The sequence below is a fragment of the Streptomyces sp. P5F9 genome, from assembly GCF_057961495.1.
Window position 1 is genome coordinate 1 of sequence record NZ_JBXVPZ010000047.1, and the last position, 22,361, is coordinate 22,361.

The window sequence follows — 22,361 nt, forward strand, 5'->3', positions numbered from 1 at the left end:
CACCCCCGGAAAACCACCCCCGCCCCCGCGCCTCATGCGCAACACACAACGCCAGCGCGGTCTTTCCGACGCCGCCCAGCCCCGAGACGGCAGAGATGACGACGGACTCGGAGCCACCACCGACCCTCGGATCGAGCGCACCCAACAACTCGGCCACCTCGTCCTCACGACCGGTGAAGACGGCGGGCGCGGCAGGCAGCGCGGACAGTGCCGTGGGGGAGGGCGCCCTACGCGGGGACTCCGATTTCCCCGTCACAGGCCCGTGGAACGTACCGCCCCGAAAGTCGAAGTAATCCCCGTCGCCCACTGACCCCGCCCACCGCTCGTCCCCACGCAGCACCACCCACTGCCGTACCCCATAGTGCCCGGGATGTCAGTGGGGCGTCCTAGGGTCAACAGACACATGCAGGGCGTCTGTTCGTTGCGGAAAGGGGCGGCACGTGGGGGATGGCATTCAGTGGCTGGTGGGCGCCACGACGAGTTCCGGTTGGATGCTGGACGTCCACTTCGCCCGCGGCATCGGAGCCGAGGAACTCGCGCTCCGCATGGGCGCACCGCCCGGGGCGACGGCGGAACCGATGACCGACACCGAGATGGCCGAACTCGACATCGACGGCTACCCCGATCGCGGGCCGGGCAGCGCCGTGATCCGCGTCGGCGAGGACGCCGGCTGGGCGTTCGCCATCACGTACGGTCCCTACATCGAGCGGCTGGCGGAGGTCTCGCGGGACGGCGTAGAAGCCGTCCATTACCACTACAACTCGGAGCACCCGCCCACCATCGTCATGTACGCGCGCGACGGCCGCACCGTCTGCGGATTCGGGCTCTGCGAGGAGAACAACCGCTACGGGGACGAACCCGATCTGCTCCTGCCCGACCTCGTGGCCGCCGGGATCATGCACCCGGACGGGGAGACCTACCGCGACCCCGGCATCGGCATCGACGACTACGCCGACCGCAAACGCCTCGGCCTGGCCGTCTTCGAGGAACGCTTCGGCCTCTCCCTGCCCCGCTCCGTACTCGCCGAAGACCCCCTCCCGGTGTACGCGATCATGGGTTCACCGGCCCCCGACTTCGAACAGATCTCCGCGTGGGCCGCGGCCAACGACAAACCCGTGCCCGACACACACCTGCGCCTGATCCCGGCCGGCCTGCGCAAGGAGTACGAGCGGGCCACCGACCCCGAGTGGTGGCAACGACGGGCACACCACCTCACTGCACGCGTCGAGTGGAGCCCCCATGCATGAACTCACCCACCCCCAAGCCCGCATCATCGCCGTCCAGGCCCAACTCCTCGACGCCCACCGCCCGACGGAACTCCACGCGGTCGTACGCCAGTTGACCCTGCTCCAGATCGATCCGATCGCCGCGATCGCCCCCAACGCCGACCTGGTCGCCTGGAGCCGTCTCGGCTCGTCGTACGCACCGGACGAGCTGACGGCGGCACTCAAGGAGCGGACCCTCCTCGAACTCCGGGCGATGATCCGGCCGAGTGAGGACCTGGCGCTGTACCGCGCCGACATGGCCGTATGGGAAAGGGAATCGAAGCACTACCGCGAGTGGGTCGCCGCCAACGACGCGTGCAGGCGGGACATTCTGGAGCGGCTCGGCGGTCAAGGGCCGCTCACCTCAAGGGAGTTGCCCGACACGTGTGCGGTGCCGTGGAAGTCGTCGGGGTGGACGCACAACCGTAACGTCAGTCAGCTGCTGGAGCTGATGGTGCTCAGAGGGGAAGTCGCCATCGCGGGGCGGGCGGGGCGTGAGCGGCTCTGGGACCTGGCCTCACGCGTCTACCCGGACGAACCCGCCGTCCCGCTCGACGAGGCACGCCGCCGACGGAACGAACGGCGGCTGCGCGCGCTCGGTATCGCCCGGGCCACCGGCACCGCACTCCCGGTCGAACCCGCCGTCGTCGGCGAGGCCGGCGAACCGGCCGTCGTGGAAGGGGTGAAGGGGGAATGGAGGGTCGATCCGGCGTACCTGGAGCGGCCGTTCAGCGGGCGGGCCGCACTGCTCTCGCCGTTCGACCGGCTGATTCACGACCGGAAGCGCACCACCGAACTCTTCGGCTACGACTACCAGTTGGAGATGTACAAGCCGGCCGAGAAGCGCCGCTGGGGTTACTTCGCACTGCCGATTCTCTACGGTGACCGGCTCGTCGGGAAGCTCGACGCCACCGCCGACCGCAAGGCCGGCGTGCTCCTGGTGAACGCCGTCCATCAGGACGTGGAGTTCACCCGGAGCATCGCCGATGCCGTGGACGCCGAGATCGAGGATCTGGCGGTGTGGCTGGGCCTCAGGCGCTCTTGATCGCCGAGATGTCGAAGTTCAGCTTGATCTTGTCGGAGACGAGGACGCCACCGGTCTCCAACGACGCGTTCCAGGTGAGGCCGAACTCGGAGCGCAGGATCTCGGCCTTGCCCTCGAAGCCGACACGCTCGTTGCCGAACGGGTCCTTCGCGGCGCCGTTGAACTCCAGGTCGATGGTGATCGGCTTGGTGTTGCCGAGGATCTCCAGGTCGCCGGTGATGCGGTAGTCGTCGCCGCCGAGGGCCTCGGCCGAGGTGGAGCGGAAGGTCATCGTGGGGAACTCCTCCGTCTTGAAGAAGTCCGCGCTCTTGAGGTGACCGTCGCGGTCCGGGGAGCCGGTGTCGATGCTGTCCATCTTGACGTCGAGGGACGCGGTGGACTTGGCCGGGTCACTGCCGTCCAGGTGCAGCGTGCCGGTGAAGTCGAGGAACTTGCCCTTGACGTTGGTGACCATCGCGTGGCGGGCGGTGAAGCCGAGCGTGGTGTGCGCGGGGTCGATGGTGTACTCGCCGGTCAGTGCGGCCAGATCGGGGTTGACGGCGGCGGGTGCCGAGGTGGTGTCGGTCTCGTCGCTCTTGCGGCCGAAGATGCCCATGACGTGCTCCTAAAGGGGACGGGAGTGGTGCGGGGATGAATCTGTTGAATGTTCAACGATGCCAACACGAAGGACCGTAGACCTATTCCATTCAATTTTCAACATCATCCGCAGGGCGTTGTGCCAACTACTACGAGTACGCTCTCCCGGCGGTCCCGGCAACGCGAGAACCACTCCGGGAATCACTCCGGAGATGGCATCCGCCGCACATGAATGTGAGGTGGCTCTCAGCTGTCGGGTTTGTGTAACCCCTACAACCGGCATGCCCCGTGAGCAGTCGGAACGGCTGCATGCCCGTGAGGTTCTGTTCAGGGGTACCAGGAAAACGGTCCGGAGACTGTGCAGAGTCGACGGCGCCCTTTCCTTCGTCTCCTTCGTAGGGTCGGTACATGACCGTTTTGGATGAGGCGCCGGGTGAGCCGACGGACGCGCGCGGGCGAGTGGCCGAGCTGCACGAGATCCGTGCGCGGGCACTGGCCGGCCCGAGCGAGAAGGCGACCGAGGCGCAGCACGCCAAGGGGAAGCTGACCGGCCGGGAGCGCATCGACCTGCTCCTCGACCCCGGGTCCTTCCGTGAGGTCGAGCAGTTGCGCCGGCATCGCGCCGTGGGCTTCGGCCTGGAGGCGAAGAAGCCGTACACGGACGGTGTCATCACCGGCTGGGGCACGGTCGAGGGCCGCACGGTCTTCGTCTACGCGCACGACTTCCGGATCTTCGGCGGCGCGCTGGGCGAGGCCCACGCCACGAAGATCCACAAGATCATGGACATGGCCATCGCGGCCGGCGCACCCCTGGTCTCCCTGAACGACGGCGCGGGTGCCCGTATCCAGGAGGGCGTCTCCGCCCTCGCCGGCTACGGCGGCATCTTCCAGCGCAACACCAAGGCCTCCGGTGTCATCCCGCAGATCAGCGTGATGCTCGGCCCGTGCGCCGGCGGCGCGGCCTACAGCCCCGCCCTCACCGACTTCGTCTTCATGGTCCGCGAGACCTCCCAGATGTTCATCACCGGCCCCGACGTCGTCAAGGCGGTCACCGGCGAGGAGATCAGCCAGAACGGCCTCGGCGGCGCCGACGTCCACGCCGAGACCTCCGGTGTCTGTCACTTCGCCTACGACGACGAGGAGACCTGCCTCGCCGAGGTGCGCTACCTCCTGTCGATGCTCCCGCAGAACAACCGCGAGAACCCGCCCCGCGCCGAGTCGAGTGACGAGGCCGAGCGCCGCTCGGAGATCCTGCTGGACCTGGTCCCGGCCGACGGCAACCGGCCGTACGACATGACCAAGGTCATCGAGGAGATCGTCGACGACGGCGACTACCTGGAAGTCCACGAGCGCTGGGCCCGCAACATCATCTGCGCGCTGGCCCGCCTCGACGGCCAGGTCGTCGGCATCGTCGCCAACCAGCCGCAGACCCTCGCGGGCGTCCTGGACATCGAGGCCAGTGAAAAAGCTGCGCGCTTTGTCCAGATGTGTGACGCTTTTAACATTCCGATCGTTACGTTCCTGGACGTTCCGGGATTCCTTCCCGGCGTCGACCAGGAGCACGGCGGAATCATCCGGCACGGAGCGAAGCTGCTCTACGCGTACTGCAACGCCACCGTGCCGAGGATTTCGCTCATCCTGCGCAAGGCGTACGGAGGTGCCTACATCGTCATGGACAGCCAGTCCATCGGCGCCGACCTCACCTACGCCTGGCCCACCAACGAGATCGCCGTGATGGGCGCCGAAGGTGCCGCCAACGTCATCTTCCGCCGCCAGATCGCCGACGCCGAGGACCCCGAGGCGATGCGTACGCGCATGGTCAAGGAGTACAAGTCCGAGCTGATGCACCCGTACTACGCGGCTGAGCGCGGACTCGTCGACGACGTCATCGACCCGGCCGAGACCCGCGAAGTACTCATCAGCTCCCTCGCGATGCTGCACACCAAGCACGCCGACCTGCCCTCGCGTAAGCACGGCAACCCCCCGCAGTAACCCAGCGGACCCGCCGCGCCACCCGCGCGGAAACCTCAGCCACGGAGACTGAACCTATGAGCACCCCTGACATTCGTGTCGAGAAGGGCCACGCCGAGCCCGAGGAAGTCGCCGCCATCACGGCCATCCTCCTGGCCCGCGCGGCGGCCGCGCCTGCGGAAACCCCGGCCCACCGTCCGCTGCCGAAGGCCGGCTGGCGCCGGCTGGAGCGCGAGGGCGGGTTTCGGGCGCCGCACAGCTGGCACTGAGCAGCGTTTCAGCGCGTTTACGGCGGTCCCACTCTCCTGCGGGAGGGTGGGACCGTTGGCGTTTGCGGGTCAGCGGATGGTGAGGTTCTTGACCGGGAGGTCGAGGGCGGTGATGGGGGTGCCGTCGGGAGACCGGCAGGACGTGATGGACAGCGAGTCGAGGGAACTGAGGTCGCGGTAGGCATGGGAGTCCCCGGGCAAGACGCAGTGATGGAGCGTGAGCGTCTGCAGTTCGGTTCGAAGGGGCTCATGTGCTGTCAGCCACTCCGGCAAGTGCATGGCGCTGAGGTGGAGGTCACGGAGCCCGGCCATGGCGGAGACGCTGCTCAAGCCGCGTGGCCTACATGCGCGCGCCGTCTCCAGAAGAAGGTGTCTGACATTGGGGAAGTCTCTCAAAGAGGTCAGTTCGCTGGTCTCGCTCAGCTCGTAGAGGCTCAGCCAGGACGTGGACGGCCCAAGACGCAGACTGTCGAGGTCGGCCGTGTCCCGGTGGTCAAGCGCCAGGGAGTAGAGGCTCCCCAAGTTCTCCACGGATGCGAGCCCATGCAGCTTTCCTCGCCCAAAGACCGCGAGCCACTCCAGCTGCGGGTGAGCCATGAGCACTGAGAGGTCTCCGGGGCCACGGAGGTTGTAGACCGACATCTCCGCCAGGGGTGGGAGCTGGTCCACGGCAGCAAGCGTTGGGAGTGGGTATTCAATCGACAGCCTCGTGATGGACCTCAACCGAGTCGCTGCGCGCCACTGCTGGGAGTGTGTGAGACGAACGTGGTGTCCCCCCAATGGCAGCCCGGCCAATACCTGCTCGCTGTAGGCGTCTGCGTCGAAGTACGCCCAGGCCTCAATGATTTCGTCGACGACAGCGTGGCGCCGGTCCTCGGCGTACCCGACCATTAAGGCCAACGCCTCTTCACCGCCGACCAAAGCCACCGTCCGCACCGTCTGTACTGCGGCCTTTTCCGTCAGCCCGCCCAGTGAACGCGGCAACCGCCGCAGCAGGCTCGTCCCCACAGCCGCCAGAGCCGGGGGATCCGTATGCCGACGAGCCGGAAGCAGCGCTGCCACCGCCCCGTCCAACCGCCCCGCCAACCCATCCGAAACCGTCGGCAACGTCTCCTGACAAGAAGCCGCGAGCAACCGCAGCCCCCGCGCATACCGAGGCTCCGCCTCCGCCCGATCCAGGATTCCGTCCAACAACTCCTGCCGCTGACGGGAGTTGGCATGCCCCGCGGCCATGATGATCGTCTCGCGCCACAGGTCCAGATGCGCCCGCCCGACCAGGTTGCCGATCCGGTCCTCCTCCGTGGCCTCCTCCGCGGCCAGGTACTCCTGGAAAGTCCGGTGGACGAAGTCCAGGCGGCCCTCGACGGGGGAGCGGAGGATGCCGGAGCGGTCCCGCAACTGTTCCAGGACCCCGTGACCGTCCTGTACCTCCAGGTGCCGCATCGCCGTTAGCTTGGCCGCGACATGGACAGCGGCCTGGTCCAGGGCGATCTCGCTGCGGTTGTTGTCCGACAGGCGCCAGGCCAGATCCCGCAGCACGACCAGCTTGTCGCCGAGGCTTAGCTTGCTGTCCAGGGCGCTAGGTACGTTCCGGTCGGCGTCGCGGTCGTGGACCAGGGTGTGCAGCGCGTTGCGGTACAACTCCATGCGATCCCGGGGGAGTTGGCTGCCCCGGTTCAGGTGCATCGCGCAGAGCATGGCGGCCAGCAGTGGGGTGCCCGCCAGGGACTGGAGGTGGGCGCGGTCCTTTAGGCTGTTGAGCAGGGACTGTTCGTAGCGCGGCAACTCGTCGACGCCGCAGGGGAGTTCGTCACCCAGTTCGCGGACGGCCTCGTGCCACTGCCGTACGAACGCGGCCAGGTCCGGGGGTGTCATCCGGTCCAGGTGCAGCGCGGTGAAGTCCTCCCGGCGCAGCCAGTCCGCCCCGGCGGCGGTCGGACGCGAGGTCACCACCACACGTATGCCGTCGTATGTCCCGAGGAGCCTCCGCAGCCAGTCCCGGACCGATCGCCGTTCCGAACCGAGGAGTTCGTCCACTCCGTCCACCAGCAACAGGACCTTGTTGTCCCGGAGTTGGCGTTCCACCCAGCCCCTGGGCATGATGCCGGTGATGTTCCCGGCGACACCGTCCAGCAGTTCCTCGGGCTTCTTGGGGAGCGAACGGCCGCTGTACTCGCGGAGTTTGACGAAGACGGGTGTGAGGCCGTTCCAGTCGGCGAGTTCGGCGGTGAAGGCGCCCCGGGCCGCCGTGATCGCCAGCCAGCGCAGCAGCGTGGTCTTGCCGGAGCCCGCCTCGCCGCGCAGGAGCACCCTGGACGCCCCGCCGAGCGCCGACTCCACCCGCATCCCGGAACTCTCCGTCCCGGACTCCTCCCAGCCGCTCAGATCCGGCCTGAGCGGCAGCGCGCGGGCCGTGCGGCGGCGGGTGCCGTCGTCCCCGGTGGCGCGCAGGCTGACGTAGGCCACCGACAGCCGTACCTGCGCGGCGGCGCGGTCGGACGTGCGGCGGAACAGCTCCACCTCGTCGAGGGTGTTGCTGACCAGCTCCATGTACCAGCGGTGGAATTCCTGGTCCTGGTCGGTGCCGTCCGGGGCGAACAGGGAGCGGTCCGGGAGGCGTTCGAGGACGCGGGCGACCCGGTCGCTCAACGAGCTGGTGCGGGCCAGCAGTTCGGCCAGGGTCCGCTCCTCGAAGACCGGCAGGGTCCGCACGATGCTGACGTAGTACTCGCAGCACTCGCTGAAGAGGAGTTCGTAGAGGCGCGTCTCGGGTTCGTTCAGGCCGACCGGTGGGCTCACCGATGCCCTGATGCGGCGGATCAGTTCGGCCGGCTGCGCGTCGGCCGCCAGGACCGCCTCGTCGGAGAGGTCGGCGTGCGCGAAGGTGTCGCACACGCCGTTGAGTGCCGCTTCCCGGCCGCTCTCGTCCAGGCCGCGGAACTCCTGGGCCAGGAACGGCTCGATCCGCGCGGCCACCGTGTCGGCCATCTCCTCGAACTGGCGCTGGATGCTGCGCTGTTGGCGCAGCCCCGACACCCGCAGCCGTACGAGATCGTCCATCGGCAGCCGGCGCTCCTGCTCCCGCCGCCTGCCCCCCAGCCACGTCTGCGCCGCCGCCTTCACCACGGTCGTCCCCAGACGCAGTGCCGCCGCCTCCGCGCTCATCCCGTCCCCCTTGCCGGATTCAAGAGCGTTCATTGTGGCAGCGGGCTACGACAAAGGGGCCCTCTCCCGAAGGAAAGGGCCCCTCGACACAAGCGAGTTGGCTACCGCAGCCGCGCCATCAGCGCGTGCTCCACCAGCGTGATCAGCGCCGACTTGGCGTCCGCGCGGTGGCGGGCGTCCGTCGTGATGATCGGGGTGTCCGGGCCGATCTGCAGGGCCTCGCGGACCTCGTCCGGGTTGTACGGCTGCTGGCCGTCGAAGCCGTTGAGGGCGATGACGAAGGGGAGACCCGAGTTCTCGAAGTAGTCGACCGCGGGGAAGCAGTCGGCGAGACGACGGGTGTCCACGAGCACGATCGCGCCGATCGCGCCGCGCACCAGGTCGTCCCACATGAACCAGAAGCGGTCCTGGCCCGGCGTACCGAAGAGGTACAGGATCAGGTCCTGGTCCAGGGTGATACGGCCGAAGTCCATCGCGACCGTCGTGGTCGTCTTGTCTCCGGTGTGGGTGAGGTCGTCGATGCCCGCGGACGCGGACGTCATCACAGCCTCGGTACGCAGCGGGTTGATCTCCGAGACGGCCCCGACGAACGTGGTCTTGCCCACGCCGAAGCCACCCGCCACCACGATCTTCGCCGAGGTGGTGGAGCGGGAAGGCCCTCCGCTAGAGCTTGCGAAGTCCACTGAGCACCCTTTCGAGCAGTGTCACATCTGGCTGGCCGCCGGCGTTCTCGTCGCCGCCGGGTTGATGGATGGCGACCAGGCCCGCCTCCGCCAAGTCGGCGACGAGGATCCTGGCCACACCGAGAGGGATCGTCAGGAGGGCCGAGATCTCGGCCACCGACTTGATCTCCCGGCAGAGGTTGCAGATCCGCTGATGCTCGGGCAACTGGCCCTGCATCTGGTGCGGCTGCGCGGTGGTGTGCACCAGCGCCTCGATGGCGAGCTGGTAGCGGGGGCGGGTCCGGCCGCCGGTCATGGCGTACGGACGCACCAAGGGGTTGCTCGTCGACCCGGCGGGTGCCGACTCGGGGGAGCGCCGATGGGGCTGCACGGGCTGGATGCGCGGCGCCGGCGGCTGGTCGTACGGCGACGGGCCGGGACCCTGCGGGCCCTGGGGGTACTGCGGGCGGCGCGGGGACGGCGAGGAGGGGAAGTTGTACCGGTTCTGGGAACCGTCGCCCTGCCCCTGGCCGGGACCGTACGACCAGTTGCCCGAAGACGAACCGCCTGGGGGTGTTGCCACTTTCTCCTCCTCCGACTGTGCCGGGCACCCATCAATGTGGAGCCGCGTCCCGAAACCTTATGGCCTCAGGACGCCAAAACGCACCGTCCGTCTGTTAGTTGAGAAGGCTCCCCTGGAGCTCTGCTCGAAGGTCCGGGGTCAGGACCGTGCCCGCACGGTCCACCAGAAGGGCCATCTCGTACCCAATGAGGCCGATGTCCGCCTCGGGGTGCGCGAGAACCGCGAGGGAGGAACCATCGGATACGGACATGATGAAGAGGAATCCCCGCTCCATCTCCACAACCGTCTGGTTCACGCTGCCGCCCTCGAAGATGCGCGAGGCACCGGCGGTCAGTGAGGTAAGACCCGACGCTACGGCCGCCAACTGGTCGGCACGGTCACGCGGGAACCCTTCGGACATCGCCAGAAGGAGTCCGTCGGCGGAGACCACCACGGTGTGGGACACCCCCGGGGTGTTGTCCACGAAGTTGGTGATCAACCAGTTCAGGTTCTGCGCCGCCTGGCTCATCGGGCTCACACTAACGCTCCTGGTTGTAGGTGCTGTCAGAGCCGAAGCCCTGACCGTTCGTTTCACTGCCTTCGCTGCGTCCCCGCTGGACCCCGCGGCGCAGGTTGCTCAGCCTGCCCCGGATGTCCTCGGGAGCGCGGGAGACCTGGGGGCCGCCCTGGGGGGTGCTCTCGGCGGTGCCCTCGACCAGGTTGGCCTTGGGTACCCGCCGCGGCAGGCCGGAGGAGGTGACCCCGCCCGCCTTCGGCTTCTTCAGCGCCGACGCCTGCTGCCAGCGCTCGTCGTTCGCCGACCGCCAGTCCACGGCGCCGGTGTTGCCGTTCGCCGTGCCGAAGACATCGACCTTGCTCTCCGGCGCCGAGGCCGCCGGCCCCGGCTGTGCGGGCTGCGAACCGTTCGAACCGTTCGCGGCCGAACCGCGGCGCGGCAGTCCGGCGTCGGTCAGCGCGTGGACGGCGGAGGGGGCCGGGCCCGGACGCTCGAAGCCTACGTGGTCCCGCTCACTCACGTCAGCGGCCTGCGTGGACTCCGCTTCCGGAGCGTACTGGTCCGGGTACCCGTTGCGGTAACCGTCCTGCTGCGGCCAGTCGTCCTGGTAGGACGGCTCTTCGAAGCCCGCATACGTCTCCGACCCCGTGGGGTGCGGCGACGCGTGCTCCTCCCGCGTCGGCTCGGCGTACCCGGGCTCCGGGTAACCGCCGTTCGACGGGAAGGAGTCGGGGAAGGAGTCGGTCTGCGGTGCCCCGCCGTTCGGCGGGAAGTACTGCTCGTCGTACGAGGGCTGGCGCGGCTCGTCGTACGACGTCTGCTGCTGCTCCTCGTACGCCGGCTGGCCGGTGAAGCCGGTCGGCTGGTCCTGGTAGCCCTGCTGGCCGTTGCCGTAGGGCTGCTGCTGCGGGGCGTCGAACTCGTTGAACTCCGCGTACTCGCCCGCTTCGAGCTCCTGGCCCGGCTTCTGGGACTCCAGGGCCGCGCGGCGCTCCTCGCGCATCAGCGAGCGGCCCACCGGGTCCAGCTCGCGGATGTCGTCCGGCACCTCGGAGTAGCGGGTGTCGTCGAAGCCCAGCTCGGCGGCCGTGCGCAGCGGGGCGTGGTTGAAGTCCTCGCCCTGGAACTGCTGCTGCGGCTGCTCCGGCATGATCTGCGAGACGGTGAACTCGTCGCGCTGGAGCTGCGATTCGCCACCGCCACCGTGCGTGATCGCGTCCGGCAGCATGACCAGCGAGGTCGTGCCGGCCTGCTCGCCGGAGGGGCGGAGCTGGACGCGGATGCCGTGCCGGTCGGAGAGGCGGCCGACCACGAACAGGCCCATGCGCTGGGAGATCGCGACGTCCACGGTCGGCGGGTTGGCCAGCTTGTGGTTGATGTCCGCGAAGTCCTCGGCGGTGAGGCCGATGCCCTTGTCGTGGATCTCGATCATGACCCGGCCGTCGGGGAGACGGGTGGCCGTCACACGGACCTTGGTCTGCGGGGAGGAGAACGTCGTCGCGTTCTCCAGCAGCTCGGCGAGCAGGTGCACGAGGTCGGTCACGGCGCGGCCGTGGATCTCGGCCTCCGGGACGCCCGACAGCTCGATGCGCTCGTACTGCTCCACCTCGGAGGAGGCGGCGCGCAGCACGTCGACCAGCGGGACCGGCTGGTCCCAGCGGCGGCCGGGCTCCTCGCCGGCGAGGACCAGGAGGTTCTCGCCGTTGCGGCGCATACGGGTCGCGAGGTGGTCCAGGCGGAAGAGGTTCTCCAGCTGGTCCGGGTCGGCCTCGTTGTTCTCCAGGTCGGTGATCAGGGTCAGCTGGCCCTCGATCAGCGACTGGTTGCGACGCGACAGGTTGGTGAAGATCGCGTTGATGTTGCCCCGCAGGAGAGCCTGCTCAGCGGCCAGTCGTACGGCCTCGCGGTGGACCTGGTCGAAGGCCCGGGCGACTTCGCCGATCTCGTCCGTGGTGGTGATGGGGATCGGCTGGACGCGGGTGTCGACGCGGCCGGGGTCGGTGCGCGAGAGCTGGTCGACCAGCATCGGCAGGCGCTGCTCGGCGATGCCGAAGGCGGCGTTGCGCAGCTGGCGCATCGCGCGGCTCATCTGGCGGGCGACAGCGCCGGCCAGGATGAAGGCGAGGAGCAGAGCGACGACGACGGCGGCACCGGTGATGATGGCGTCGCGCTTGGCGTTGTCGGAGATGTCCGAGGCCTCGTTCACCGCGGTCTGCGCCTTGTCGGACTCGATCTTGCGGTAGGCGTTGTACTTCAGGGTGGTGATGCCCCACCAGTTCGTCGTGCTGACGCCCTTGGCGGCGAGAGCCTGGCGCGCGGCCGGGTCCGTGGTCTGGAGCTGCGAGATGGCCTTGACCATGTCGGTCGGGTCGTCGGACGGCGGCGGCACATAGGTCGCGTTCTGGGCCGCCGCCTGCGAGGCCGCCTGCTTGACCATCGCCGTGGCGTCGGACTTGATCTTCGCCACGGCTTTCTGCAGCGTGGCCACGTCCTCGGCGGTGCCGCCGTACTGGTACTCCTGGATGCCGATGCCCTCCAGGTAGGCGTACGACGTGAGGGCTGTGCGCTGCTGGGCCAGGCTCGTGGCGCTGGTGCCCGGCTTGATCAAAAGGTGGATGCCGATGGAGCGCTCCAGGGACACCGCACCCTTGGCCAGGGCGATGGCGTAGAGCGAGCGGCCATAACTGGTGATGTTGCCGGTACCGAGGCCGAGTTCGTTGGTGAACGACAGGAGCGGCTGCTCGACGCTGGTGTAGGCCTCTTCGGTCTGCACGCCCGTCACCTTGGAGGTGTAGGCGGTCGCGCGGATCTGCGAGAGTTGCGGCTCCACCTTCTGGAAGTTGGCCAGGCGGCGTTTCAGGTTGGCCCGGTCCGGCATCTTCAGGGCGGCCTTGTCGAACTCGTCCGCGGCCTGGTCCGTCGCCTTGCGGGCGGCGGCGACCGTCTTGTCGGTCGCGCCCTTGCCCTCCAGCAGCGGCTCGGCGCTCACGTCGCGTTCGACGAGGATCGCGTTGCTGTACGTCAGGGCGGCCTGCACCAAGCGCGCGGTGTTCTCCGCGTCCCGCGCGTCCTGCCAGGTGTCGATCGACCCCTTCACCTGGAAGCCGCCCACCACCAGGCCGACCGCCACGGGTATCAGCAGGATCGCGTTCAGCTTGGTCGGCACCCGCCAGTTGCGGAGGGAGAAACGGCCGCCGCTCGGAGCGGGTGGCGCCGTGGGCTCCGAGCCTGGCACAGGGGCGGGCGCCGCTCCGCGCGGCGGCGGGGTGAAGTTGCCCCGGGCCGACGGCTCGGGACCGTTCTTGCTTCGCCTCACTCGACCAACAACCTTCCGGCGGTCGGCACCTATCGTCGTGCCGCAGTGTCTCAAGCCCGTCAACGACCTCTGCTTATCAGTACGTCGTTGACTATTGGGCAGTTCACGCATTCCAGCACGTCAGCATGCGCGATTCCAAACAGTCGGAACCGCGGATTCCGAGTGATGTAAGCCCCAGATAAAACGGTCATAAAGAGCGAGCCCCGCCAAAAGACGGGGCTTTGTTAGCGCAGTGGCACCGGATGACCGCGACGCGTTGCGGTACCACCCGATTCCTCTGCCGAAACGTTATGAACACCGGGGCCGACCGTGTCAAAGGCCACAGCCGGCTCCGGGGCGTCTACGACAACTGCCGTACGGCGCTGCCGACTTGAGAACTGCATATGCGGGGCTCGCCGAGAGCTACCGCAGCCGGGCCATGAGCGCGTGCTCGACCAGCGTGATCAGCGCACTCTTCGCGTCCGAGCGGTGCCGGGCGTCCGTCGTGATGATCGGCGCGTCCGGACCGATCTGCAGCGCCTCGCGCACCTCCTCCGGGTTGTATGGCTGGTGCCCGTCGAAGCCGTTGAGGGCGATGACGAAGGGCAGCCCGCTGTTCTCGAAGTAGTCGACCGCTGGGAAGCAGTCGGCGAGACGACGGGTGTCGACCAGGACGACGGCGCCGATCGCGCCGCGCACCAGGTCGTCCCACATGAACCAGAAGCGGTCCTGACCCGGCGTACCGAAGAGGTACAGGATCAGGTCCTGGTCCAGGGTGATGCGTCCGAAGTCCATGGCCACCGTGGTGGTGGTCTTGTCCCCGGTGTGGGTGAGGTCGTCGATGCCCGCGGACGCGGACGTCATGACGGCCTCCGTGCGCAGCGGGTTGATCTCCGAGACGGCACCCACGAACGTGGTCTTGCCGACGCCGAAGCCACCCGCCACCACGATCTTCGCGGAGGTGGTCGCCCGCCCTCCGTCAGAGCTTGCGAAGTCCACTGAGCACCCTTTCGAGCAGCGTCACGTCCGGTGCGCCGCCGTTGTTCTCGTCGCCGCCCGGCTGGTGGATGGCCACCAGTCCGGCCTCGGCGAGGTCCGCGACGAGGATCCTGGCCACACCGAGGGGCATGGCGAGGAGTGCCGACACCTCCGCGACCGACTTGACCTCGCGGCACAGGTGGCAGATGCGCTGGTGCTCAGGGAGCAGTCCCATCAGCGCTGCCGGGTCGGCCGTGGTGCTGATCAGCGCCTCGATGGCGAGCTGGTAGCGCGGCCGGGTCCGGCCGCCGGTCATCGCGTACGGACGGACCAGCGGCTGGTCGCCCTCGTCCCCGTACGGCTCGGCGTACGGGTCGTGAGAGGCGGTGGGCGGGGTCATGAATCCTCCGGGCGGGACAGCAAGTCGGTCGGGCTAGCCGTCTGACAGGGCCGGTGGGGGGATTGTGGCGGCCGGACGGTGATTTGGTGAGACGGGTGGTGCCGGGGCCGGTCAGTGAAGCAGACTGCCCTGGAGTTCGGCGCGCAGGTCCGGTGTGAGGACCGCCCCCGCACGATCGACGAGCAATGCCATCTCGTAGCCGACGAGACCGATGTCGCACTCGGGGTGCGCGAGCACGGCCAGGGACGAGCCGTCCGAGACGGACATGAGGAAGAGGAATCCCCGTTCCATCTCCACGACCGTCTGTGCCACGTCGCCGCCCTCGAAGATCCGGGATGCCCCGGCCGTCAGCGAGGTGAGCCCGGAGGCCACGGCCGCGAGCTGGTCGGCGCGGTCGCGCGGGAACCCTTCCGACATGGCCAGAAGGAGTCCGTCGGCAGACACGACGACGGTGTGGGACACACCCGGGGTGTTGTCCACGAAGTTGGTTATCAACCAGTTGAGGTTCTGTGCCGCCTGGCTCATCTGGCTCAACTAACGCTCCTGCTGGTGAGTGGGGCTGGGGAAGCTGCCGGTCTGGCCGGTACCCGTACCGGCCTGTCGACCCTGTGCGATGCCCCGACGGAGATTGGTCAGCCGGCCGCGTACGTCATCAGGCGCACGGGAGACCTGCGGACCGGTTTGGTGCTGTTGCTGCTGAGCCGTGCCCGGGACGAGGTTCGCCCTGGGCACCCGGCGCGGCAGGCCGGAAGTGGTGACGCCGCCCGCGGCCGGTTGCCGTACACGCTCTGCCTGCCGAACGAGGTCGTCGTTCGGCGAGCTGCGCCACGTACCGCCCGTGGGACGTTGAGGGGGTGTCGCCGGAGCCGACGGTGCCTGCGGCTGCGGGGCGGGAGCGGAGCCGTTGGTCTGGCTCTGCTGCTCCGCCTGCTGGCCGTGGAACCAGTTGGTCTCCAGCGTGTCGTACAGCGGCGTCCTGCCGTCACCGGGACCCGTGGCAGGCGGCAACGCCTCGGGCTCCTGGCGGGTGGGACGCTGCGGGGCGGGCGGCCGCCCGGTGCCGAGGTCGGCGCCGTTGCGGTTCCCGTTGACCTGCGGCCGCTCGAACTGCCCGGTGTTCGCGGGGTTCTGACGGTTCGGCAGATTGTGCTGACCGGTGGAGCCGTTGTCAAAGCCGGGTGTCGCGAACTGCCCCGTGGAGCTGGGGTCGTACGCCTGCGGGACGGCGAACTGTCCCGTGTTGGCCGGGTTGGACGGGTTGTCGGCCGGGCTGTTCGGGGCGCCGAAGACGTCCGAGCGGACGAACTGGCCGCCGTTCTGCGGGGAGTTGGCGCCGGGACGCGGGGTGTCGGACTCCGGCCGCGGGAACGAGCCGGTGTCCGCCGGTCCGCCCGTACCCGGACGCGGGAACTGCCCACTGCCCTGCGATCCGTTCGTACCGGGACGGGCGAACTGCCCTGTGTCCTGAGGGCCGTTGCCGCCCTGCCGGGGGAACTGACCGGTGTTCTGCGACCCGTTGGCGCCGGGACGGGGGAACTGGCCCGTGTTCTGCTGCCCGTTGGCGCCCGGGCGCGGGAACTGGCCGCTGTCCTGGGCGTCGAGGCGCGGTATCGCCGGCATCTCCGTCGTGGCCGCGGGGCCCTGGCGGTCGTCGATGCGCGGCATCCGGGAGGTCTGCTCCGGGTCCCGCTCGTCGTGACCGCGCGGGGCGTCGAGGTTGCCGCGGCCCAGCGGGGGCTGCGCGTTCTCGTCGCTCCAGCTGGGGCGCTGGCTGTTGTTGCCGCCGGGCAGCTCGGCCCGTGCACCACCGCGCGGCGGGAGCTGCGCCTGACGGCCGCGACGCCGGCCACCACCGCGGGGCGGCTCGGGCTCGTCGTTGCTCGTGCGCTGCGGGGGCACCGGGTTGCTCTGCGGCGGGGGTCCGCCGAAGGCGTCCTGGCGACCGTCGCCGAAGCCCTGCGGGGTGCCTGTACCGGCGGCCTGCATACCCTGCGGGGCGCCCGGGGCCTGGCCGAAGAGACCGGCACCGGAACCCGCGGCCGGACGGCCCTGCGGCGCCGAGGGACCCTGAGGCCCACGCGCACCGCCCGGACCACCGGGACCGCCGGGTCCACCCGGACGTCCACCGCCCGTACCGGGCAGCGCTGCCCGCGGGCCCTGACCGGCGCCGACCTGGCCGCGCGGAGCGGCCCCGGCACCGAGAAGTCCACCGTTGCCGGCGGGCGCACCCGCGCCGAGCGCGGAGCCGGCCTGGCCGTTGCCCCGGCGGGCCGCACCGGCACCGGCCGCGGCGGCAGCCGCCGCGGAACCGACGGCGGCCTGACCGGGCTTGCCCGGAGCGGGCTTCTTGCCGCCCTGGGCGACGTCGACGGGGAGCATGACCAGCGCGGTCGTACCACCGGAGTCGGACGGCCGGAGCTGGATGCGGATGCCGTGGCGCTGCGAGAGGCGGCCGACCACGAACAGGCCCATGCGGCGGGAGACCGAGACGTCCACGGTGGGCGGCGAGGCGAGCCGCTCGTTGATCGCCGCGAGGTCCTCGGGGGAGAGGCCGATACCGGTGTCGTGGATCTCGATCAGGACGCGGCCGTCGGGCAGCGCGTGACCGGTGACCTTGACCTTGGTCTGCGGCGAGGAGAAGGAGGTCGCGTTCTCCAGCAGCTCGGCGAGGAGGTGCACGAGGTCGTTGACCACACGGCCGGCCACTTCGGTGGTCGGCACGGAGGAGAGCTCGATGCGCTCGTACTGCTCCACCTCGGAGGCGGCGGCGCGGAGCACGTCGACCAGCGGGACCGGACGGGTCCAGCGGCGGCCGGGCTCTTCACCGGCGAGGACCAGGAGGTTCTCGCCGTTACGGCGCATGCGGGTCGCGAGGTGGTCGAGCTTGAAGAGCGAGGACAGCTGGTCCGGGTCGGCCTCGCGCGACTCCAGCTCGGAGATGAGCGAGAGCTGACGCTGGATGAGGCCCTGGGAGCGGCGCGAGAGGTTGGTGAACATCGCGTTGACGTTGCCCCGCAGGAGGGCCTGCTCGGCGGCGAGGCGGACGGCCTCGCGGTGCACGTCGTCGAAGGCCGCGGCCACCTGGCCGATCTCGTCCCGGGAGTGCACACCGACCGACTCCACGGACGTGTCGACGTCCTGCGGGTCGGACTCGGAGAGCTGCTTGACCAGCTCGGGCAGCCGGTCCTGGGCGACCTTGTTGGCGGTCTCCTGGAGGCGGCGCAGCGAGCGGATCATGGACCGGGCGATGACGAAGGCGCCGACGAGGGAGACACCGAGCACGAGCAGGATCAGCGCACCGGAGATGATCGCCTCGCGCTCGGAGGCGGAGCGCAGCTCGCGGGCCTTCTGCTCCATGTCCTCAAGGAGCGTGTGCTCGATCTTCTTCATCTGCTCGATCTTGGTCGAGCTGTCGTCCACCCAGTCCTTGTAGGACCGCTTGTCCAGCGAGGCCAGGCCGTTGGCGTTGTCGAGGACGCGCTGGGCGTAGGTGTCGGCCGACTCGATGGTCGGGTTGCCGTCCTCGATGGGCGCGATGAGTTCCTCGGCGCCCTGGTTGCCGTAGATGTTGCGGAAGATGCTCAGTTCCGACTTCTCGCTCTCCAGAGCGGAGTCGGCGTAGAGCCGGTCGTTGGCGGAGAGATCGCCCTGCTGCGTGTTGTTGTTCGGCAGGGCCGCCGCGATCACGGCGCGCTGCACGGACGAGAACTCCTTGGCGGCGGAGAAGGCCGCCAGGGCGCGGGTGCGCTGGATCATCTCCGGGTTGCTGGTCGCCTCTGCCATGTCCTGCGACAGGTCCAGCAGCTGGCTGATCAGCCGGTGGTAGGCGTCGACCGTCTGTGTCGAGTTGCCCTTCGACTGGTACGCCGACTTGCGGATCTTGTCGAGGTTGTCCAGCTCGGTCGCGAGACCGACCAGGCTCTCCCGGACGCCCTGGAGCTGGCCGGTCTTGCTGGCGCTGTCCACCTCTTCCGAGGCGTTGATGAAGTTGTCGCGGGCGCGGTCGGTCTTCTCCTCGTAGCCCTTGACCTCGTAGTCGGTGGCCTTGCCACCGTGCGAGAGGGGACCGGCCGACTGGTCGCGCTCCTCCTGGAGCGCGGTGGCCAGCTCGGTGGCCTGCTTGGTCATGTCCGTCAGCAGCTTCATGTTGTCGAGCTGCTGGATGTCGGTCATGGAGTCGCTGATGCGCAGGGCGCCCAGCGAGGTGGCCGCGACCACCGGGAGCGCGAGCAGCGAGACCAGACGCGTGGAGATGCGCCAGTTACGCAGAGCGACGCGCGATCCGGGTCCTTGCGCGCCCGACGGCGGCTTCACCGGGGGCGCGGGGGTCGGGGCTGCGGACACACCGGGGCGCCCGGGGCCTCCACCGTCGCCTGACGGCGCCGGGCCCGGGTTCTGGGCGTGCTGGGGCGAGGAGCTGCCGGTCTTGGGGCCAGCCCCGCCATGCGGCTCCGGCTCCGCCGAAGCACTGCCATCCCTCTTGAAACGTCCCTGCACTAGCGTCGCAACCTCTGGACCAGGCGCCCCTCCGCGCGAACGGAAGGACGGTGTCGGCGTCTTAGGGAGCGCCCTGAACGCGCCCCCCAGTGTGTGGTCGTGAGTGACCGGCGCTCCCCCTTCCGCCGCCCTCGGCGCTGCGTTGCGCCCTCTGCGCGCCGGGCTGATTCTGCGGCGGTCCGTGGAATTCCAGCACAGTGCCGGATCTCCAACAAGGCCCGTAGGCCAGGCTGTGACCTGTGTGACACCGCGTGAGGGGTGTGTCACGAGACGTAGAAAGCTATTCACCCCAAAGGGTGCATACCCCCACGACCCCTGGGGGCATGCCATGTGCCCAAGTCGCCATGATCAGGAGCGGAATGACAGCTTCAAGGGGGCAATGTCCGTTTCGTTGAGGTGAGTTGGGGGTCCGAATTGGACGCTTTGGTCATGCGGCCGTGAGCAAACTCACACGCAGATCAGAGGCTCTTCGCGCCTTCGGCCGGGAATTGGATGTTTAGCCTGACGCTTTACATGAGGGCACATACTGCCAACCGCCCACCCACGGACGACGAGGGTCGAGTACAACAGTGAAGACCACGATGATGTTCCGCAACATTGCCAACCCGCGACGCACGACGCTGGCGCACCTCACGGACGCCGAGCCGCTGCAGACGCCGGAGCTGCAGGAACACTCCCTCGACCTGCCGGCCCAGACGGCCAACCCGCGCCGCACCATCCTCATGGAGATCCCGGTCACCTCCGCCGCGGAGTAATCGCGCGAGCAGGGCTCCCGCACCGCGTTAGCCTGGAGCGTCAGACTCCAGCCAGCTCAGTGAGGGGCGCCAGGATCCCGTGCGCATCGCCAGATTCTCCATCGACGGGAACGTCGCCTTCGGCGCGGTCGAGGGCGACAAGCCGGACGAGCTCGTCCTCGACATCATCAAGGGCATCCCGTTCGCGGACTTCGAGCTCTCCGGTACGAAGGTCCCGCTCAGCAAGGTCAGGCTGCTGCCGCCGGTCCTCCCGAACAAGGTCGTCGCCTACGGCCGCAACTACGCCGAGCACGCCCGGGAACTGGGCAACGACGTGCCGGACGTCCCCTTCGCCTTCTTCAAGCCGTCCACCTCGGTGATCGGCCCCGGCGACGACATCCAGTACCCCTCCTTCACCGAGGACCTCCACCACGAGGCCGAACTGGCCGTCGTCATCGGCCGGATGTGCCGCGAGGTCCCGCGCGAGCGCGTCAAGGACGTCATCCTCGGCTACACCTGCGCCAACGACATCACCGCGCGGGACGTCCAGAAGCGCGAGAAGCAGTGGGCCCGGGCCAAGGGCTTCGACACCTCCTGCCCGCTCGGCCCCTGGGTGGAGACGGACCTCGACCCGAGCGACCTCACCATCCAGCTCACGGTCAACGGACAGCAGCGTCAGCTCGGCCGCACCAGCGAGATGATCCACTCGATCGAGGATCTGATCGTCAACATCACCGAGGCCATGACGCTGCTCCCTGGCGACGTGATCCTCACGGGCACCCCGGCAGGCGTCGGACCGCTCACGGTCGGCGACGAGGTCGCCGTCTCCATCGAAGGCATCGGCACTCTCACCAACAAGGTTGTCAAGCGTGGCTAGCGCATCCGCCCCAGCAGTCCGTGTCCGTTTCTGCCCCTCGCCGACCGGCAACCCGCACGTGGGCCTGGTCCGCACCGCCCTGTTCAACTGGGCGTTCGCCAAGCACCACCAGGGCACCCTGGTCTTCCGCATCGAGGACACCGACGCGGCCCGCGACTCGGAGGAGTCGTACAACCAGCTGCTCGACTCGCTGCGCTGGCTGGGCTTCGACTGGGACGAGGGCCCCGAGGTCGGCGGCCCGCACGCGCCCTACCGCCAGTCGCAGCGGATGGACATCTACAAGGACATCGCGCAGAAGCTCCAGGACGCCGGCCGCGCCTACCACTGCTACTGCTCCACCGAGGAGATGGACGCCCGCCGCGACGCCGCCCGCGCCGCCGGCAAGCCGTCCGGCTACGACGGCCACTGCCGCGACCTGAGCGCCGAGCAGATCGACGCCTACAAGGCCGAGGGCCGTACGCCGATCGTCCGCTTCCGGATGCCCGACGAGACGATCACCTTCACGGACCTGGTCCGCGGCGAGCTGACGTTCACCCCGGAGAACGTGCCGGACTACGGCATCGTCCGGGCCAACGGCGCCCCGCTGTACACGCTCGTCAACCCGGTCGACGACGCCCTGATGGAGATCACCCACGTCCTGCGCGGCGAGGACCTGCTCTCCTCCACCCCGCGCCAGATCGCCCTCTACAAGGCGCTGATCGACCTGGGCATCGCCAAGGAGATCCCCTCCTTCGGGCACCTGCCGTACGTGATGGGCGAGGGCAACAAGAAGCTCTCCAAGCGCGACCCGGAGTCCTCGCTCAACCTCTACAGGGAGCGCGGTTTCCTGCCCGAGGGACTGCTCAACTACCTTTCCCTGCTGGGCTGGTCGCTCGCGGCCGACCGGGACGTCTTCACGATGGACGAGATGGTCGCGGCCTTCGAGATCTCCGACGTGAACCCGAACCCGGCGCGCTTCGACCTGAAGAAGTGCGAGGCGATCAACGCCGACCACATCCGCCTGCTCGACGTGAAGGACTTCACCGAGCGCTGCGCGCCGTGGCTGCGGGCCCCGTTCGCCCCCTGGGCACCGGAGGACTTCGACGAGGCCAAGTGGCAGGCCGTCGCGCCGCACGCGCAGACCCGCCTGAAGGTGCTGTCGGAGATCACGGCCAACGTCGACTTCCTGTTCCTCGCCGAGCCGGTCGAGGACGAGGCGTCCTGGACGAAGGCCATGAAGGAGGGCTCCGACGCTCTTCTCCGCACGGCCCGCGAGAAGCTGGAGTCCGCGGACTGGACCTCGCCCGAGTCCCTCAAGGAGGCCGTCCTGGCCGCCGGTGAGACCCACGGCCTCAAGCTCGGCAAGGCGCAGGCCCCGGTCCGCGTCGCCGTCACCGGCCGCACGATCGGCCTGCCGCTCTTCGAGTCCCTGGAGATCCTCGGCAAGGAGAAGACCCTCGCCCGGATCGACGCGGCCCTCGCCAAGCTGGCCGCGTAACGCACGCACGCGTGAAGGGGCGGCGGCCGCAACGGCCTGCCGTCCCTTCGGCGTTGTCAGTGCGGGGCGTT

At 69.0% G+C, this 22,361-nt stretch carries 18 protein-coding genes; 7 read left to right on the plus strand and 11 right to left on the minus strand.

Translation table 11 applies throughout. The annotated features are described in order from the left end of the window. Positions 1–256 (minus strand): ATP-binding protein (locus AC31A1_RS11160; protein WP_489653126.1); only part of this gene is annotated, 256 nt, incomplete at its 3' end. 184 nt (positions 257–440) lie between these two features. Between AC31A1_RS11160 and AC31A1_RS11165 the strand changes: the two genes are divergently transcribed. Both AC31A1_RS11165 and AC31A1_RS11170 read left to right on the plus strand, forming a co-directional pair. Next, positions 441–1,247: a DUF6461 domain-containing protein gene (locus AC31A1_RS11165; protein WP_489653127.1), complete on the plus strand. Its 807-nt coding sequence runs from the start codon at positions 441–443 to the stop codon at positions 1,245–1,247. Next, on the plus strand, positions 1,240–2,310 hold the full coding sequence (locus tag AC31A1_RS11170; protein ID WP_489653128.1) for a DNA glycosylase AlkZ-like family protein: 1,071 nt from the start codon (positions 1,240–1,242) through the stop codon (positions 2,308–2,310). Before AC31A1_RS11165 ends, AC31A1_RS11170 begins: the two co-directional genes overlap by 8 nt. Here the strand turns inward: AC31A1_RS11170 and AC31A1_RS11175 are convergent. Continuing rightward, positions 2,297–2,905, minus strand: coding sequence for a YceI family protein (locus tag AC31A1_RS11175; protein WP_489653129.1), 609 nt, complete (start codon positions 2,903–2,905; stop codon positions 2,297–2,299). The genes AC31A1_RS11170 and AC31A1_RS11175 overlap by 14 nt on opposite strands. 389 nt (positions 2,906–3,294) lie before the next feature. Here AC31A1_RS11175 and AC31A1_RS11180 point away from each other — a divergent pair, with 389 nt between their 5' ends. After that, positions 3,295–4,878, plus strand: coding sequence for an acyl-CoA carboxylase subunit beta (locus tag AC31A1_RS11180; protein ID WP_489653130.1), 1,584 nt, complete (start codon positions 3,295–3,297; stop codon positions 4,876–4,878). 56 nt (positions 4,879–4,934) lie between these two features. Continuing rightward, complete coding sequence (locus tag AC31A1_RS11185; protein ID WP_200686376.1) at positions 4,935–5,126, plus strand: acyl-CoA carboxylase subunit epsilon; 192 nt, start codon at positions 4,935–4,937, stop codon at positions 5,124–5,126. A gap of 69 nt (positions 5,127–5,195) precedes the next feature. Here AC31A1_RS11185 and AC31A1_RS11190 read toward each other — a convergent pair whose 3' ends face one another. The 9 genes from AC31A1_RS11190 to AC31A1_RS11230 form a co-directional block, all read right to left on the minus strand. Next, positions 5,196–8,324 carry an NACHT domain-containing protein gene (locus AC31A1_RS11190; protein ID WP_489653131.1) on the minus strand — a complete coding sequence of 1,043 codons (3,129 nt, stop codon included), beginning with the start codon at positions 8,322–8,324 and terminating at the stop codon, positions 5,196–5,198. Positions 8,325–8,392: 68 nt separating this feature from the next. After that, on the minus strand, positions 8,393–8,974 hold the full coding sequence (locus AC31A1_RS11195) for a GTP-binding protein (RefSeq protein WP_009314218.1): 582 nt from the start codon (positions 8,972–8,974) through the stop codon (positions 8,393–8,395). Continuing rightward, positions 8,955–9,536: a DUF742 domain-containing protein gene (locus AC31A1_RS11200; protein ID WP_366490149.1), complete on the minus strand. Its 582-nt coding sequence runs from the start codon at positions 9,534–9,536 to the stop codon at positions 8,955–8,957. Before AC31A1_RS11200 ends, AC31A1_RS11195 begins: the two co-directional genes overlap by 20 nt. 94 nt (positions 9,537–9,630) lie before the next feature. Continuing rightward, on the minus strand, positions 9,631–10,044 hold the full coding sequence (locus tag AC31A1_RS11205; protein ID WP_005479603.1) for a roadblock/LC7 domain-containing protein: 414 nt from the start codon (positions 10,042–10,044) through the stop codon (positions 9,631–9,633). A gap of 10 nt (positions 10,045–10,054) precedes the next feature. After that, positions 10,055–13,348 (minus strand): nitrate- and nitrite sensing domain-containing protein, encoded by a 3,294-nt coding sequence (locus tag AC31A1_RS11210; RefSeq protein WP_489653132.1) that lies wholly within the window; start codon positions 13,346–13,348, stop codon positions 10,055–10,057. 402 nt (positions 13,349–13,750) lie between these two features. Beyond that, entirely contained in the window at positions 13,751–14,326 is a 576-nt protein-coding gene (locus tag AC31A1_RS11215; RefSeq protein WP_006375318.1) for a GTP-binding protein, read from the minus strand. Further along, positions 14,307–14,705: a DUF742 domain-containing protein gene (locus AC31A1_RS11220; RefSeq protein ID WP_019058642.1), complete on the minus strand. Its 399-nt coding sequence runs from the start codon at positions 14,703–14,705 to the stop codon at positions 14,307–14,309. Before AC31A1_RS11220 ends, AC31A1_RS11215 begins: the two co-directional genes overlap by 20 nt. Before the next feature lie 111 nt (positions 14,706–14,816). Continuing rightward, positions 14,817–15,230, minus strand: a complete 414-nt coding sequence (locus AC31A1_RS11225) for a roadblock/LC7 domain-containing protein (protein WP_005479910.1) — start codon at positions 15,228–15,230, stop codon at positions 14,817–14,819. Between the two features lie 9 nt (positions 15,231–15,239). Next, entirely contained in the window at positions 15,240–19,202 is a 3,963-nt protein-coding gene (locus AC31A1_RS11230; protein ID WP_489653133.1) for a nitrate- and nitrite sensing domain-containing protein, read from the minus strand. Between the two features lie 569 nt (positions 19,203–19,771). Between AC31A1_RS11230 and AC31A1_RS11235 the strand changes: the two genes are divergently transcribed. The 3 genes from AC31A1_RS11235 (at position 19,772) to gltX (ending at position 22,290) form a co-directional block, all read left to right on the plus strand. Then, positions 19,772–19,957 carry a hypothetical protein gene (locus AC31A1_RS11235; RefSeq protein ID WP_489653134.1) on the plus strand — a complete coding sequence of 62 codons (186 nt, stop codon included), beginning with the start codon at positions 19,772–19,774 and terminating at the stop codon, positions 19,955–19,957. A gap of 79 nt (positions 19,958–20,036) precedes the next feature. Further along, a complete protein-coding gene (locus AC31A1_RS11240) occupies positions 20,037–20,813 on the plus strand; it encodes a fumarylacetoacetate hydrolase family protein (RefSeq protein WP_033282696.1) in 777 nt (258 codons plus the stop codon). Next, entirely contained in the window at positions 20,806–22,290 is a 1,485-nt protein-coding gene (gltX, locus tag AC31A1_RS11245) for a glutamate--tRNA ligase (protein WP_489653135.1), read from the plus strand. Before AC31A1_RS11240 ends, gltX begins: the two co-directional genes overlap by 8 nt. Positions 22,291–22,361: the final 71 nt, after the last annotated feature.

What these genes read in the sequence shown, in the direction of transcription:
- AC31A1_RS11170 (WP_489653128.1), top strand. Translation starts at nt 1,240, where the DNA reads ATGCATGAACTCACCCACCCCCAAGCCCGCATCATCGCCGTCCAGGCC.
- AC31A1_RS11175 (WP_489653129.1), bottom strand. Translation starts at nt 2,905, where the DNA reads ATGGGCATCTTCGGCCGCAAGAGCGACGAGACCGACACCACCTCGGCA.
- AC31A1_RS11180 (WP_489653130.1), top strand. Translation starts at nt 3,295, where the DNA reads ATGACCGTTTTGGATGAGGCGCCGGGTGAGCCGACGGACGCGCGCGGG.
- AC31A1_RS11185 (WP_200686376.1), top strand. Translation starts at nt 4,935, where the DNA reads ATGAGCACCCCTGACATTCGTGTCGAGAAGGGCCACGCCGAGCCCGAG.
- AC31A1_RS11190 (WP_489653131.1), bottom strand. Translation starts at nt 8,324, where the DNA reads ATGAACGCTCTTGAATCCGGCAAGGGGGACGGGATGAGCGCGGAGGCG.
- AC31A1_RS11205 (WP_005479603.1), bottom strand. Translation starts at nt 10,044, where the DNA reads ATGAGCCAGGCGGCGCAGAACCTGAACTGGTTGATCACCAACTTCGTG.
- AC31A1_RS11220 (WP_019058642.1), bottom strand. Translation starts at nt 14,705, where the DNA reads ATGACCCCGCCCACCGCCTCTCACGACCCGTACGCCGAGCCGTACGGG.
- AC31A1_RS11225 (WP_005479910.1), bottom strand. Translation starts at nt 15,230, where the DNA reads ATGAGCCAGGCGGCACAGAACCTCAACTGGTTGATAACCAACTTCGTG.